The sequence below is a fragment of the Streptosporangium brasiliense genome (assembly GCF_030811595.1).
Taxonomy (GTDB): Bacteria; Actinomycetota; Actinomycetes; order Streptosporangiales; family Streptosporangiaceae; genus Streptosporangium; species Streptosporangium brasiliense.
This window is the reverse complement of record NZ_JAUSRB010000002.1, coordinates 1,228,396-1,242,689: the sequence shown is the minus strand read 5'-3', so window position 1 is coordinate 1,242,689 and position 14,294 is coordinate 1,228,396. Positions and strand designations below refer to the sequence as shown.

The window sequence follows — 14,294 nt, the reverse complement described above, 5'->3', positions numbered from 1 at the left end:
GCCCTGCGGGCGTGCTGCCCGGCACGGACGCCGTTCGGCGCTCTGCCGGACTCAGGCGCTCTGCTGGACGCCCTCCAGGTCCTGCTGGGCGGCCAGGAGCTCGCCGACCCGGCGCAGCCCCTCCAGGTCGTGCACGTCCTCCGACATGGCGGGGACCTGGGCCACGGGCACCGTGGGATGGGCGGAGAAGAAGTGCTCCTGCTCGCGGTGCTCGCGGGCGGCCAGCTGCATCCGGCCGGCGTGCAGCCGGAGCACGGCGGCGGTCAGCTCGTGCTCGCCCCGCGCCTCCAGGTCCTCGGCGGCGGCGGTGCTGCGCGCCGCCGACAGCACGGCCGCCGGCGCGCGGTGCACCCGGTTGACCACGAGCCCGGCCAGGGGCATGCGCTCCTCGGCCAGCCGCTCCACGAAGTACGACGCCTCGCGCATCGCGTCGCGCTCGGGTGCGGCCACGACGACGAACGCGGTCCCGGGGGCCTGCAGGAGCCTGTAGGTCTGCTCCGCGCGGACCCTGAACCCGCCGAAGACGGCGTCGAGCGCGGAGACGAACGTCTGCAGGTCCTTGAGCACCTGCGCGCCCAGCAGCTTGGTCATGGCTCCGGCGACGAGGCCGAACCCGGCGTTGAGCAGTTTGAACGCGCTGCGGCCGCCCGCCTTGGCGGGGGCCATCAGCAGCCGGATCAGCCGGCCGTCGAGGAAGCGGCCCAGGCGTTCCGGCGCGTCGAGGAAGTCGAGCGCGGAGCGGGAGGGCGGGGTGTCCACGATGATCAGATCCCAGTCGCCCGACCGGCGGAGCTGGCCGAGCTTCTCCATGGCCATGTATTCCTGCGTGCCGGAGAAGCTGGACGACAGGGACTGGTAGAAGGGGTTCGTCAGGATCTGACGGGCCCGCTCGGGGTCCGCGTGGGCCTCGATGATCTCATCGAAGGTCCGCTTCATGTCGAGCATCATGGCGTGCAGCCGGCCCTCGCCCCGCACGCCCGCGACGGGCTTGGGGGTGTTGTCGAGCTCGGTCAGGCCCATCGACTGCGCCAGCCGCCGGGCGGGGTCCACGGTGAGCACCACGGCCGACCGGCCGCGCTCGGCCGCGCGCAGCCCCAGCGCGGCCGCGGTGGTGGTCTTGCCGACGCCGCCGGAGCCGCAGCAGACGACGATCCGGGTGCCCGGGTCGTCGATGATGGCGTCGAGGTCGAGGACGGGGACGGCCCGCTGCCTGCCGGACCGCTCGCTGCGCTCGCTCATGCTGCTCCCTGCGTGTGGATCGATTCGGCCAGCTCGTACAGCCCGGCCAGGTCCACCCCGTCGGCCAGCAGCGGCAGCTCGTAACGGGGACGGCCGGCCTTGGCCAGCGACAGCCTCTCGCGCCGCTCCAGTCCTGTGCGGCGGGCGTGTTCGGCGATCTCCTCGGCGAGGGCCTCGGCCACGACGGCGGCGTCGGAGCTGCCGTCCGCCAGCCCGGACGCCTTGAGGCCGAGCGCCAGCTCGGCCGGGTCGAAGCGGCCCTTGCCGACGTCGTCCAGGACGGACTTGGGCAGCAGGGACTCCCTGATCATGTTCGTGAAGATCCCACCGGGCGGGAGCCCGGCCGCGCGGAGCTCGGCGAGGCCGTCCAGGGTCTCCTGGACCGGCATCTCCTCCAGGAGCGTGACGAAGTGCACCGCGGTCTCGGGGGAGGCGACGACGCCGTTCACCAGATCGGCGTGGTTCTTGATCGGCCCCATCCTGGCCAGCCCGGCCACCTCGTTGGTGACGTTGAGGAAGCGGGTGATCCGGCCGGTCGGCGGCGCGTCGAGCACCACCGCGTCGTAGATCCGCCGGCCGTCCTTGTCCTTGCGGCGGACGGCCTCGCTCGTCTTGCCGGTGACCAGGACGTCGCGGAAGCCGGGGGCGATGGTCGTGGCGAAGTCGACGACGCCCATCTTGGTCAGGGCCTTGCCCGCCCGGCGCATGCCGTAGAACATCTCGAGGTAGTCGAGCATGGCCTCTTCGGGGTCGATGGCCAGCGCGTAGACGTCCCCCCCACGGGGGGCGACGGCGATCTTCCGCTCCTCGTACGGCAGTGGCGGCAGGTCGAATACCTGCGCGATCCCCTGCCGCCCCTCGACCTCCACCAGCAGGACCTTGCGGCCGTCCGCGGCGAGGGCGAGGGCGAGGGCGGCGGCGACCGTGGTCTTGCCGGTGCCGCCCTTACCGGTGACGACATGGAGGCGTACGCCGTCCCAATCGGTGTCGCGAGCTCTCACGTTTCGAAGGCTACCCAACGACTACTTGACGATTCGTCGGAGCTGTCCACTGGCGGGGCTCCAGGTACGGATTGTGACAGTGATCCTGCCCACTCGGAGAACGGCGCCAGAGGCGGATTTCGGGGCCGCCTCGCTAATGTGTCCCACATGACGAAATGGGAATACTCGACGGTGCCTCTGCTGGTCCACGCGACCAAGCAGATTCTCGATAACTGGGGCCAGGACGGCTGGGAGCTCGTCCAGGTCGTGCCCGGGCCGAACCCCGAGCAGCTGGTCGCCTACCTGAAGCGGCCCAAGCCGTGACGCCGCAGGAGAAGCTGGCCGAGCTCGGCCTCACGCTGCCCGAAGTCGTCGCGCCGCTGGCGTCCTACGTCCCGGCGATCCGCTCGGGCGACCATGTATACACCTCGGGCCAGCTCCCGATGGTGGACGGCAAGCTCGTGGCGACCGGCAAGGTCGGTGCCGAGGTGAGTGCCGAAGAGGCCCGCGAGCTCGCCCGGACCTGCGCGCTCAACGCCCTCGCGGCGGCCGCCTCGGTGGCCGGAGGGCTGTCGAACATCGTCCGGATCGTCAAGGTCGTCGGCTTCGTGGCCAGCGACCCCGCCTTCAGCGGCCAGCCTCAGGTGATCAACGGTGCCAGCGAGCTGCTCACCGAGGTCATGGGAGAGGCGGGCAAGCACGCCCGCAGCGCGGTCGGCGTGGCCGTCCTCCCGCTGGACGCGCCGGTCGAGGTCGAGATGATCGTCGAGGTCCGCTGACGGTCGAGAAGGCCGCCGGGGATCGGCCCCCGGGGTCCGCCGGCGGTCAGGTGGCCGCCGGGGATCGATCGCCGAGAATCGACCGCCGGGGTCTGCCGGCGGCCGAGGCGGCCACCGGGATCACCGGCGGCTGGAACGGCCGCCGGGGTCCGCGGGCGGTCAAGGTGGCCGCCGGGGTCCGCGGGCGGCCGGAGCGGTCGCCGGGGTCCGCCGGCGATTGTCCGGAGCGGGAGCGGTGCCACATGATGGACCTGAAACCGAGTGTTGTTCGGGTGGAGGGTCTGAATGGGTGGTATTCCGCTCCCAGGTGAGTTCGGTGAGCGTGCGCGCGACATCCTGGCCGGGCGGCTGGAGCCCGCCCCGGCCCGGGATGCCGCCACCGTGGTCATCCTCCGCGAGGGCGTCGAGGTCTACCTGCTGAGGCGGAAGGCGAGCATGGCCTTCGCGGCGGGCGCCTACGTCTTCCCGGGGGGCTCGGTGGACCCCCGCGACGCCGACCACGCGGTCGCCTGGGCGGGCCCCTCGCCCGCGGAGTGGGGAGCGGTCTTCCGGGCGGACGAGAAGACCGCGCGCGGCCTGGTCTGCGCCGCGGTGCGGGAGACGTTCGAGGAGTCGGGCGTGCTGCTCGCCGGGCCGTCCCCGCGGTCCGTCGTGGCCGACACCACCGGCGACGACTGGGAGACCGACCGGCTCGCCCTGATCGACCGGAGCCTGTCGTTCGCCGACTTCCTCGACGGGCGCGGCCTGGTCCTCCGCTCCGACCTGCTCCGTCCCTGGGCGCACTGGATCACGCCCGAGGTCGAGCACCGGCGCTTCGACACCCGGTTCTTCGTCGCCGCCCTCCCGCCCGGCCAGCGCACCCGTGACGTCGGCGGCGAGGCCGACCAGGTCGTCTGGGTACGGCCCGCGGACGCGGTCGACCAGGCCAAGAACGGCCAGATCTTCCTGATGCCCCCGACCTACCGCACGCTCGGCGAGCTGAGCGACTACCCGACCGTGGCCGACGTGCTCGGGGCCGAGCGTGAGATCGTCACCCTCATGCCCGAGATCGCGGAGGTGGACGGGGAGATGCGCATCGTGCTCGACGACGACTACGGACTCGGTCCCGCATGAGCGGACTGCGGATCCCCCTCGACGGGCCCGACGGGTCCGGCACGGCCCACGCGCTCAGCCTGCTCGCCCCGAACCCGTCCCCGATGACCCTGGACGGCACCAACACGTGGGTGATCGGCCGCGGGGAGGAGGTGCTGGTCGTCGACCCGGGACCGGACGACGGGCCGCACCTGCGGCGGGTCGCCGACCATCTCCGCGGACGCAGGGTGACGGCGATCCTGCTCACCCACGGGCACGACGACCACAGCGGCGGCGCGAGAGGCTTCGCCGAGCTGGTCCGCGCGCCGGTCAGGGCCCTGGACCCCGGCCACAGGCTCGGCGAGGAGGGCCTGGCCGACGGCGACGTGCTCACCGTGGACGGGCTGGAGCTCCACGTCGTGGGCACGCCCGGCCACTCGTTCGACTCGCTCTGCTTCTGGCTGCCGGAGGACCGGGCGATGCTGACCGGCGACACCGTGCTCGGCCGGGGCACCACCGTCATCGCCCCGGACGGCGACCTCGCCGACTATCTGCGGTCCCTGGACCGGCTGCGCGCCAGGGTCGAGCAGGTCGGGGCCCAGGCGCTGCTCCCCGGCCACGGCCCGGTGCTGCCCGACCCGGCCGGCGCGCTGGAGGGCTACATCGCCCACCGGAGGCGGCGGCTGGACCAGATCCGCGACGCGCGGGAACGGGGCGCGAAGACACCGGCGGAGATCGTCGAGATCGTCTACGCGGAGGTCGACAGGTCGCTCTGGCCCGCCGCGGAGATGTCGGTCCGCGCCCAGCTCGCCTATCTCGACGGCTGAGCCCGCCAGTCCCGGCTGTCTCGACGGCTGCCTGCCGCTCCCGGCTGTCTCGACGGCTGGGCGCGCCCGACTCGGCTGTCTCGACGACCGGACGGGGCCGGACGGACGAGCCCGCCCGCCGGCTGTCGTGACCGCCGGGGGCGTCGCCGGGCAGCCCCGGTGACAGGTCTAGCGCGAGCGGTTGTGCAGCCGCTCCAGGTCCATGATGACCACGGCCTTGGCCTCGATGCGCAGCCAGCCGCGCTGGGCGAAGTCGGCCAGGGCCTTGTTCACGGTCTCACGCGAGGCGCCGACCAGCTGGGCCAGCTCCTCCTGGGTGAGGTCGTGGTGGACCCGGACGCCGTCGTCGATCCGCTGGCCGAAGCGCTCGGCCAGGTCGAGCAGGGCCTTGGCGACCCGGCCCGGGACGTCGGTGAAGACCAGGTCGGCCAGCACGTCGTTGGTACGGCGCAGCCGCTGGGCCAGGGCCCGCAGCAGGTGCAGGGCCACCTCGGGCCGGCCGGTCAGCCAGGGGCGGAGGTCGTCGTGGCCGAGCCCCGCCAGGCGGACGTCGGTCAGCGCGGTGGCCGACGCCGTACGGGGGCGGGGGTCGAACAGCGACAGCTCGCCGAACATCTCGCCCGGGCCGAGCACACTGAGCAGGTTCTCCCGGCCGTCGGGCGCGGTCCTGGACAGCTTGATCTTGCCTTCGAGCACCACGTAGAGGCGGTCTCCGGTCTCGTTCTCGCTGAACAGGGTCTGGCCCTTGGACAGCTCCACCTCCGAGACACTCGTGCGCAGCGCGGCGGCGCCCTCACGGTCGAGCGCCGAGAACAGAGGGGCTTTGCCCAGCACGTCGTCGGTGTTCACAGTGCCTCCTGTTTCACGGCTCACGCAGTCATTGTGACCTATCCCACCGAGCGACTCTCAAGGGGCCCTTGCGCGTAGGCTGTGCGGGTGCCCCGCAACGTCAGCCGCGCTGGTGAATCCCAGCTTGCCCTGGTCCGTCGCGCCCGGCGGATGGATCGCATTCTGGTGGAAACCTACCCAGACGCACACTGCGAACTCGACTTCCGCGACCCCCTGGAGCTGCTGGTCGCGACGATCTTATCTGCGCAGTGTACGGACAAAAGGGTCAACATGGTGACCCCAATCCTTTTTGCGAAGTACCAGACCGCGGAGGACTACGCGGGCGCCGACCGGGCCGAGATGGAGGACATCATCCGGTCCACGGGCTTCTACCGGGCCAAGACCAACAGCATCATCGGCATGGCCCAGGTCCTGTGCGACCGGCACGGCGGTGAGGTCCCCGGCAGGCTCAAAGACCTCGTCACGCTGCCCGGCGTCGGCCGCAAGACCGCCAACGTGGTGCTCGGCAACGCCTTCGGGGTCCCCGGCATCACCGTCGACACGCACTTCCAGCGGCTCACCCACCGCTTCGGCTGGACCGCGGAGACCGACCCGGTCAAGATCGAACAGGTCGTCGCGGAGCTCATCCCGAAACGGGACTGGACGATGATGTCCCACCGGCTGATCTGGCACGGCCGCCGCATCTGCCATGCCCGCCGGCCCGCCTGCGGCGTCTGCCCGCTCGCCGCGCTCTGCCCTTCGTACGGCATCGGCCCCACCGACCCCGTCCAGGCCGCCAAACTGGTACGCCCCGGCCCCTTCTCGTAACCGCTCCCGCGACCGCTCCCGCGATCCGGGAAGCACAGGACGGGTCGCCGTGTTGCAGAGACCGGAGGTGTGCCCGTGGAAGTGCCCGGATGGTTGGAGACGCTGGCCGAACGGGTCGCGCGGGCACCGGTGCCCCGGCGGCTGCGCCCGCCGGTCTCGGGCGGGCGTCCGGCGGCCGTGCTGATGCTGTTCGGCGAGGGGCCGTCCGGCCCCGACGTGCTGCTGATCCAGCGCAGCTCACGCGGGCGGCGGCACGCCGGGCAGCCCGCGTTCCCGGGCGGCGGTGTGGATCCCGAGGACGGCGGCCCGATCGCCGCCGCGCTGCGCGAGGCCCGGGAGGAGACCGGCCTCGACCCGTCCGGCGTCCACGTGGTCGGCACGATGCCCGAACTGTACGTCTCGCACAGCGAGAACCGGGTCACCCCGGTGCTGGGCTGGTGGCACACCCCCTGCGTGGTGCACGCGGCCTCACCCGACGAGGTGGAGTCGGTGGAGCGCGTCCCGATCACCGAGCTCGTCGACCCGGCCAACCGGCTCAACCTGCGCACCCCGAGCGGTTACTCCAGCCCCGCGTTCCGGGTGCGGGGGCTGCTGGTCTGGGGCTTCACCGCGGGAGTGCTCGACGGGGTGCTCGCCGACTCGGGCTTCGCGCTCCCCTGGGACCGGTCACGGATCGAGGATCTGCCCCCCGACGTCGTCAACCTCGCCTCCCGTTGACAGGGCCAGGCCGAGGCGGGCCCAGTCGGCCACGTCGTCGTCGGGGTCCTTGGCCAGCCGCTGCAGAGCCGCCAGGCCCATCGGGTCGGGCGGACTGCCCATGATGTTGGGCAGGGCGTAGGCCGCGCCGTACCGGACCCTGGGGTCGACGTGCTCGCCCAGGGCGATCACCGAGGGCAGCGCGCGGCGGTCCCTGAGGTGGCCGAAGGCGATCAGCACGGAGTAGAGGACCATGCGGTCGTCCTCGCTGGCGGCCAGGAAGCGCAGCACCGGCAGGCTCCGGTCGACGAATCCGAGCCTGCCCAGGATGTCGACCCCGAGCATCCGCTCGGCGGCGCTGTCGCCCGCGCACAGCCGCCGGGCCGCGGTGAAGGTCTCCAGGTCGCCCCGCGCGTGCAGCATGGTGATCGCGTGCCAGCGGATCGTGCCGTCGTGGTCCTGGTCCCGCAGCGCGGTCTCGATGAGAGACTCCACGGCCGCCGACCCCCCGATCGTTGCCATATGACCACGATAACCGCAGGGACCTACCAGAAGGGGTGCACGCGCGGGGCAGCGGCTGGATACCGTAAAGGGGTGAGCGGTGATCTCCTCGATCTCATCCTGATCGCCCTGATGGTGGCCTTCGCGGTGTCGGGATACCGCCAGGGGTTCATCATCGGGGCCCTGAGCTTTGTCGGATTCGTCGGCGGCGGGCTGCTGGGCATCTTCATCGCCCCGCCGATCGCCGGCGCCATCATCGACGGCGAGACCGAGCGGGCGCTGCTGGCCATCGTCATCGTCTTCCTCACCGCGACGATCGGGCAGTTCGCGTCCTCGACGATCGGCGCGGTGGTCCGCAGCCACGTCACCTGGGAGCCCGCCAAGGTGGTCGACGCGGTCGGCGGCACCTTCGCCAGCGCGTTCTCGGTGCTGATCATCGCCTGGCTGATCGGGTCACTGATCACTTTCTCGCAGTTCACCCTGCTGAGTGAGCAGGTCAACAAATCCCTGCTGATCAGCACCGTCGACCAGGCGATGCCGAAGGCGGCCAAGGACTTCCAGAAGCCGTTCAAGGACTTCATCGACACCTCCGGCTTCCCCAAGGTGTTCGACGCCATAGGGGGCAGCCAGCTCGTCGAGGTCGAACCGCCCGACCAGAGCGTGCCCAAGGGCGCGCAGCTCTCCCGGGCCCGCCGGGGCATCGTCAAGGTCCAGGGCGTCGCGTCGAGCTGCCGCCGGCACATCGAGGGCACCGGGTTCGTCTACTCACAGAACAAGATCATGACGAACGCACACGTGGTCGCGGGGGTCGACCAGGACCTCCAGGTCACCGACTACCTCAACAACACCCACCCGGCCAGGGTGGTGCTCTACAACCCCGACAGGGACATCGCGATCCTCCACGTCCCCGGCCTGAACATGCCCATCCTGCGCTTCGACGGCACCGCCAAGAAGGGCGACGACGCCATCGTCGCGGGCTTCCCGCACGGTCACGGCTTCACCATGAACGCCGCCCGCATCCGGGTCCAGCAGAAGGCCAAGGGCGGCGACATCTACGAGCGCAAGACCGTCGTCCGCGACGTCTACGCCATCCGCGGCCTGGTCCGGCAGGGCAACTCCGGCGGGCCGTTGCTCACCCCCGACGGCCGCGTCTACGGCGTCGTCTTCGCGGCGGCGCTCGACCAACAGGAGACCGGTTACGTCCTGACCGCGGCCGAGGTGTCGCCGGACGCCGAAGACGGCTCCAAGCTGTTCAACCGGGTCGACACCCAGGAGTGCGACCAGAACGACTAGGCCGGGTCCCGCTGGGGCGGGTCCGTGGTCGTGCGGGCCGGGTCCCGCTAGAGCAGGTCCCTGATCGCGGCGATGGCCGCCCCGGCGTCCGGACCGTCCACGCCGCCCAGCTTCCGGGCGGTCAGGGCGATCTCCTCGTACGGCATGCCGTACCGGCTGATCCGGTCGGCGCCCCGGGCGAACAGCGCCGTGGCCCCGCGCCGGTTGCCCCGCTGGAGGTGGGTGAGGCCGACGCAGATCTGCGCCAGTCCCTGCCAGAGCTCCCGCTCCTGCTCCGGAGCGGTCTTCCAGCGGCCTTCGAGAACCTCATGGGCGTGGAACGGCCGGTTCTCGCCGAGCAGCCGGCGCGCCTCGGCGAGGGCCTCGTCGGCGCTGGGCGCGTAGTCGTCCGGGACGCGCTCCACGCCCTCCGCCCCGCGGGGCAGCGGGCGGCCGAAGGCGTCCCGGGGACGCCGGTTGCGGGGCCTGCCGTCCGGATCCCGATCTCTCGCGGTCGGGGGCCTGCCATCGGGATCACGGTCTCTCGCGTTCATCGGTCGTGGAGCCTCCCCTCCGGGTGTCGGTCTCACGGTCATCGGTCGGGCTCAGGGTCGGACAGCCAGCCGATGAGCTCGGCGTCGAACTCCTCCGGCCGCTCCTCGTGCGGGAAGTGACCCGCCCCCTCGATCAGCCGCCACCGGTAGGGGGCGGCCACGTAGCGGCTGGAGCCCTGGGCGGTGCGGGGCAGGATGTGCCGGTCCAGCGCGCCGTGCAGTTGCAGAGTGGGCGCGGCGATCGCGCTCCGCATGGTCCTGGCGTAGCGCAGCCCGTCGGGGCGGAGCTGGGAGCGGGCGAACCAGCGGTGATACTCCACCGCGCAGTGGGAGACGGTGGGGATGCGGAAGACGTCGCGATAGATCTTCGCCACCTCCTTCTCCGGCCAGCCCGGCCCGGACCACTCCTCCAGCAGCCGTCCCACCATCGCGCCCTCGTTGGCGGTCAGGCGGCGCTCGGGCAGGAACGGAAGCTGGAACCCCAGCGCGTAGGCGCCCGCCCTGAGCTGGCCGAACGGGTCGCCGAACAGCGCCGAGCGGAGCCTGCGCGGATGCGGGGCCGAGACGGGGACGAGCCGGAGGACCGCCTTGGGGTCGAGCACGGACATCGTCCAGGCCAGCAGCCCGCCCCAGTCGTGGCCGACGACGATGGCACCGCTCTCGCCCAGCGCCCGGACCAGCCCGGCCGCGTCACCGGCCAGGGTGGGCAGGTCGTAGCCGCGCGGTGGTTTGTCGCTGGCGCCGTAGCCCCGCAGGTCGACGGCGACGGCGCGGTAGCCCGCCGCGGGCAGCGAGACGAGCTGGTTGCGCCAGCTCCACCAGAACTGCGGGAATCCGTGCAGCAGCAGCACCAGGGGGCCCTTGCCGGCCTCCACGATGTGGAAGCGGGTGCCCCCGGCGTGCACGGAGCGGTGGGTCCACGGGCCTTCCAACCTGACCAGGGACTCGTCGGGGCGGCTCACTGGCCTGGTCTCACCGGTTCGCGGTGCGTGCCGACCTGGCCCGCGGTGGGGGAAGCGGGCGGCGCGACGGGGCCGAGCCCGCTCTCGCCGCTCTTGATGGTCTTGAGCGAGCGCAGCGTCCGCTTCATCCCGGTCAGGCCCTTGAGCCGCCGGACGCCGAGGAAGACCAGCAGCCCGGCCACGAGCAGGTAGAACACGGTGACGATGGCGAAGGCCAGCCATGTCCACACGCCCAGCTCGACCATGGCGTAGGCGATGGCGAAGGAGGCCAGGATCAGGCACAGGTGGGCCATGAACGCGGCGGCGCCGAAGAGCCCCGCGGCCATGCCGGCCCGTTTGGCGTCGAACCTCAGCTCGCTCTTCGCCAGCTCGATCTCGGCGCGCACCAGGGTGGAGATCTGGTCGCTGGCCGCGGCGACCAGCGCGCCCAGTGACTCCTCCTGCGGCTCCGTGGGTGGATTCAGTGTCATGAACGATCTCCTATCAAGCGCCGGTATCAGACATCATCCTGCGCGTTGAGGTGGTTGTGCACGCGCCCCCGGAGCAGGATCGCCGCGAGGCCGGTGCCGTGGTGCTCGCCAGGAGCACCCCGGTGGTCACCGTGTCCACCCGTTCCGGGCCGTCGCCGTAGGCCCGGTCGCCGATGAGCAGGCACACGGTGAGCCCGATCGCGGCCGCTATCGAGACGGTGGCCGTGTCCCCGCCGGTGCAGTTCCTCCGACAGTCTGGCCAAGCCGGGCCGTACGGCCGGCCGCGCCCCGCCGAAGACATGGAGGAACTTACCCACGACCGGTCCGGCGGTCACCCCCGGCACCACCCGGTGGGCGGCCACCGCGCCGACGGCCTCAGCGCCGAGCGTGACCCCTGCGGGAACGGATGTCGGCATGGACATGGACACGGACGCAGGCATGGACACGGACGCGGGCATGGACGCGGACATGGACATGGACGCAGGCACGGACGCGGACGCCGTCCGGTCCGCCGAGAACGGGTGGACGCGGTGGTCGGCCGACTCGGCGGGGGAGCTTCCCTCGCCTGGGCCGCTGTGCACGTTTGTCATCAGGCCCGGCGCTACCCCGGCGACGGCCGTGTGAACGCCGCCGGTCCCGACGAGACACCGGGCCGTCCCGACGAGACACCGGACGAGGAAGGGGCGGTCGGTGGGACCGGAGTCCGGGGACCCGTCCGGCCTGCGGCAGGCCGTACACGGCGGTGACCGCTACTCGGCCGGCAGGGCCAGGACGTTCGGGCGCCGGGTGAAGCGGGCGGCGGCGACGGTGGCCGCGGGGACGGCCCAACCGGCCCGCGCCCGTGGCCGCGCCTGCGTGGTCCGTGACCCATGGTCCGTGGCGGTGGCGTGCCCGGTAGCCCGCGGCGGCGTGTTCGGTGGTCCGTGCTCCGTGGCGGTGGCGTGATCTACGGTCGGCGGCGGTCCGCACGGGAAAGGCGCGGTCCCGGCATCGGGGACCGCGCCTTCCGGACGGCGCTCGCCGCCGCTCAGTCGTCGTTCTTGGCGCTGGGGAGCTGCTCGGAGATGAGGTTCATCACCGTGCTGTCGGCCAGCGTGGTGACGTCGCCGATGCTGCGGTTCTCGGCCACGTCGCGCAGGAGGCGCCGCATGATCTTGCCCGAGCGGGTCTTCGGCAGCTCGGGGACGACCAGGATCTGGCGCGGCTTGGCGATCGGACCCAGGGTCTTGGCCACGTGGTTGCGGAGCTCGGTGGCGATGTCGGCGCTCTCCTCGGCGTTGCCGCGCAGGATCACGAACGACACGATGGCCTGGCCGGTCACCGGGTCGGTCGCGCCGACCACGGCCGCCTCGGCGACCTTCGGGTGGGAGACCAGGGCCGACTCCACCTCGGTGGTGGAGATGTTGTGGCCGGAGACGAGCATGACGTCGTCGACGCGGCCGAGCAGCCACAGGTCGCCGTCCTCGTCCTTCTTGGCGCCGTCGCCGGCGAAGTACATGCCCTCGAAGCGGGACCAGTAGGTGTCGATGTAGCGCTGGTCGTCACCCCAGATCGTGCGGAGCATGGCCGGCCACGGCTCGCGGAGCACCAGGAAGCCGCCGCCGCCGTTGCCGACGGTGTTGCCCTGGTCGTCGACCACGTCGGCGCTGATGCCGGGCAGCGGGCGCATCGCCGCGCCGGGCTTGGCGGCGGTGACGCCGGGCAGCGGGCTGATCATGATGCCGCCGGTCTCGGTCTGCCACCAGGTGTCCACGACCGGGCAGCGCTCGCCGCCGATGTGCTCGCGGTACCAGACGTAGGCCTCGGGGTTGATCGGCTCGCCGACGCTGCCCAGGATGCGCAGGGACGACATGTCGTACTTGGCGGGGATGTCGTCGCCCCACTTCATGAAGGTGCGGATCGCCGTCGGGGCGGTGTAGAGGATCGTGACCTTGTACTTCTGCACGATCTCCCAGAACCGGCCGCGGTGCGGGGTGTCCGGGGTGCCCTCGTAGATGACGCTGGTCGCGCCGTTGGCCAGCGGGCCGTACACGATGTAGGAGTGGCCGGTCACCCAGCCGATGTCGGCGGTGCACCAGTAGACGTCGGTCTCCGGCTTGAGGTCGAACACCGCGTGGTGGGTGTAGGCGACCTGGGTCAGGTAGCCGCCGGTGGTGTGCAGGATGCCCTTGGGCTTACCGGTCGTACCGCTGGTGTAGAGGATGTAGAGCGGGTCCTCGGAGTCGTGGGCCTGCGCCTGGTGGGCGTCGGACTGCCGGTCCACGAGGTCGTGCCACCAGACGTCCTTCTCGGTCCAGGCCACCTCCTGACCGGTCCTGCGCACGACCAGGACGTGCTCGATGCCCGGGCACTCCTTGACCGCCTCGTCCACGGTCGGCTTGAGGGCGCTGGGCGCGCCCCGGCGGTAGCCGCCGTCGGCGGTGACCACGACCTTGGCGTCGGCGTCCTGGATCCGGCCGCTGAGCGCGCTGGAGGAGAAGCCGCCGAACACCACCGAGTGGACCGCGCCGATGCGGGCGCAGGCGAGCATGGTGATCGGCAGCTCGGGGATCATCGGCATGTAGACGGCGACCCGGTCACCCTTGCCGACGCCGAGCTCCTGCAGCGCGTTGGCGGCCTTGGCGACCTCGCGCTGCAGGTCCGAGTAGGTGAGAGTACGGCTGTCGCCTTCCGGCTCGCCCTCCCAGTGGTAGGCGACCTTGTCGCCGCGACCGGCCTCGACGTGGCGGTCGACACAGTTGTAGGCGATGTTGAGCTCTCCGCCGACGAACCACTTGGCGAAGGGCGCGTTCCATTCAAGGGGGGAGTCCCAGCGCTTGGACCAGTTCAGCCGGTCCGCCTGCTTCTCCCAGAACGCCAGGCGGTCCTGCTCCGCCTCGGCGTAGGCGTCGAGGGTCACGTTCGCGGCCGCGGCCAGGTCGGCAGGAGGTGCGAACCGCCGGGTCTCGTGCAGCAGGTTCGACAAGGTCTCCTGGGTCTCACGCGACTCGGAACCAGGTGTCTCCGGGGCCACTGCGCACTCCTTACGTACTGCTAGGTGACTGGTCGTGTCCCACTTCACCAGGCCAGAGGGGCTTGCCACAAGAGGTCTAGACAGGTCTGTACCAATCGGTGATAGGGGTCATAGCGGTTCACAAACGCCTTAACGCCGGGTAATCGCGGGGCAGAAACGTTGCCTTTTCGACACCATAGGAATGTAGAAGGCGTTATTCCGTGCGCTTTAGTACGGCGGTGCGCTGGACGGCGGTATGCGTTCGCCGAACGGTCCGCCGCCGGTTTCGGTGGCG

General features: G+C 71.5%; 17 protein-coding genes. 8 read left to right on the top strand and 9 right to left on the bottom strand.

Features of this window, described 5'->3' with window-relative positions; translation table 11 throughout:
- Positions 1–51 precede the first annotated feature (51 nt).
- Together bagB and bagA are read right to left on the bottom strand one after the other, a co-directional pair.
- A complete protein-coding gene (bagB, locus tag J2S55_RS14250) occupies positions 52–1,239 on the bottom strand; it encodes an ATPase BagB (protein WP_306860658.1) in 1,188 nt (395 codons plus the stop codon).
- Positions 1,236–2,240 (bottom strand): ATPase BagA, encoded by a 1,005-nt coding sequence (gene bagA / locus J2S55_RS14245; protein WP_306860656.1) that lies wholly within the window; start codon positions 2,238–2,240, stop codon positions 1,236–1,238. Before bagA ends, bagB begins: the two co-directional genes overlap by 4 nt.
- A 147-nt stretch (positions 2,241–2,387) precedes the next feature.
- Here bagA and sp36 point away from each other — a divergent pair, with 147 nt between their 5' ends.
- From sp36 to J2S55_RS14225, 4 genes are all read left to right on the top strand, one after another.
- Positions 2,388–2,543, top strand: coding sequence for a Sp36 family protein (gene sp36 / locus J2S55_RS14240; RefSeq protein ID WP_306860654.1), 156 nt, complete (start codon positions 2,388–2,390; stop codon positions 2,541–2,543).
- On the top strand, positions 2,540–2,998 hold the full coding sequence (locus J2S55_RS14235; RefSeq protein ID WP_306860652.1) for a RidA family protein: 459 nt from the start codon (positions 2,540–2,542) through the stop codon (positions 2,996–2,998). The genes sp36 and J2S55_RS14235 overlap by 4 nt, the downstream gene beginning before the upstream one ends.
- A 285-nt stretch (positions 2,999–3,283) precedes the next feature.
- The gene (locus tag J2S55_RS14230) at positions 3,284–4,111 is read left to right on the top strand and encodes an NUDIX hydrolase (RefSeq protein ID WP_306860650.1); all 828 of its coding nucleotides are present in this window, start codon (positions 3,284–3,286) and stop codon (positions 4,109–4,111) included.
- Positions 4,108–4,896 carry an MBL fold metallo-hydrolase gene (locus tag J2S55_RS14225; protein ID WP_306860648.1) on the top strand — a complete coding sequence of 263 codons (789 nt, stop codon included), beginning with the start codon at positions 4,108–4,110 and terminating at the stop codon, positions 4,894–4,896. Before J2S55_RS14230 ends, J2S55_RS14225 begins: the two co-directional genes overlap by 4 nt.
- A gap of 168 nt (positions 4,897–5,064) precedes the next feature.
- Here J2S55_RS14225 and J2S55_RS14220 read toward each other — a convergent pair whose 3' ends face one another.
- Positions 5,065–5,745, bottom strand: coding sequence for a Crp/Fnr family transcriptional regulator (locus J2S55_RS14220; protein ID WP_012887240.1), 681 nt, complete (start codon positions 5,743–5,745; stop codon positions 5,065–5,067).
- Positions 5,746–5,826: 81 nt separating this feature from the next.
- Here J2S55_RS14220 and nth point away from each other — a divergent pair, with 81 nt between their 5' ends.
- Both nth and J2S55_RS14210 read left to right on the top strand, forming a co-directional pair.
- On the top strand, positions 5,827–6,552 hold the full coding sequence (nth, locus tag J2S55_RS14215) for an endonuclease III (RefSeq protein WP_370879670.1): 726 nt from the start codon (positions 5,827–5,829) through the stop codon (positions 6,550–6,552).
- A 75-nt stretch (positions 6,553–6,627) separates the two neighbouring features.
- Complete coding sequence (locus J2S55_RS14210; RefSeq protein WP_306860646.1) at positions 6,628–7,269, top strand: NUDIX hydrolase; 642 nt, start codon at positions 6,628–6,630, stop codon at positions 7,267–7,269.
- Here the strand turns inward: J2S55_RS14210 and J2S55_RS14205 are convergent.
- Positions 7,219–7,770 (bottom strand): HEAT repeat domain-containing protein, encoded by a 552-nt coding sequence (locus J2S55_RS14205; RefSeq protein ID WP_306860645.1) that lies wholly within the window; start codon positions 7,768–7,770, stop codon positions 7,219–7,221. The two genes, J2S55_RS14210 and J2S55_RS14205, sit on opposite strands and share 51 nt — an antisense overlap.
- Before the next feature lie 72 nt (positions 7,771–7,842).
- On the opposite strand from J2S55_RS14205, the gene J2S55_RS14200 reads away from it, so the two are divergent.
- Positions 7,843–9,042, top strand: coding sequence for a MarP family serine protease (locus J2S55_RS14200; protein ID WP_306860643.1), 1,200 nt, complete (start codon positions 7,843–7,845; stop codon positions 9,040–9,042).
- Positions 9,043–9,089: 47 nt separating this feature from the next.
- Here J2S55_RS14200 and J2S55_RS14195 read toward each other — a convergent pair whose 3' ends face one another.
- From J2S55_RS14195 to J2S55_RS48310, 4 genes are read right to left on the bottom strand one after another with little or no spacing between them, the layout of a single operon-like run.
- Entirely contained in the window at positions 9,090–9,575 is a 486-nt protein-coding gene (locus J2S55_RS14195; protein ID WP_306860641.1) for a DUF309 domain-containing protein, read from the bottom strand.
- A gap of 38 nt (positions 9,576–9,613) precedes the next feature.
- On the bottom strand, positions 9,614–10,537 hold the full coding sequence (locus tag J2S55_RS14190) for an alpha/beta fold hydrolase (protein WP_306860639.1): 924 nt from the start codon (positions 10,535–10,537) through the stop codon (positions 9,614–9,616).
- Entirely contained in the window at positions 10,534–11,007 is a 474-nt protein-coding gene (locus tag J2S55_RS14185; RefSeq protein ID WP_306860637.1) for a phage holin family protein, read from the bottom strand. The genes J2S55_RS14190 and J2S55_RS14185 overlap by 4 nt, the downstream gene beginning before the upstream one ends.
- 26 nt (positions 11,008–11,033) lie before the next feature.
- The gene (locus J2S55_RS48310; RefSeq protein WP_370879669.1) at positions 11,034–11,597 is read right to left on the bottom strand and encodes a hypothetical protein; all 564 of its coding nucleotides are present in this window, start codon (positions 11,595–11,597) and stop codon (positions 11,034–11,036) included.
- Between the two features lie 100 nt (positions 11,598–11,697).
- Between J2S55_RS48310 and J2S55_RS14175 the strand changes: the two genes are divergently transcribed.
- Positions 11,698–11,952, top strand: a complete 255-nt coding sequence (locus J2S55_RS14175) for a hypothetical protein (RefSeq protein ID WP_306860633.1) — start codon at positions 11,698–11,700, stop codon at positions 11,950–11,952.
- Between the two features lie 82 nt (positions 11,953–12,034).
- Here the strand turns inward: J2S55_RS14175 and acs are convergent, their stop codons facing one another.
- Entirely contained in the window at positions 12,035–14,020 is a 1,986-nt protein-coding gene (gene acs, locus J2S55_RS14170; RefSeq protein ID WP_306860631.1) for an acetate--CoA ligase, read from the bottom strand.
- Positions 14,021–14,294: the final 274 nt, after the last annotated feature.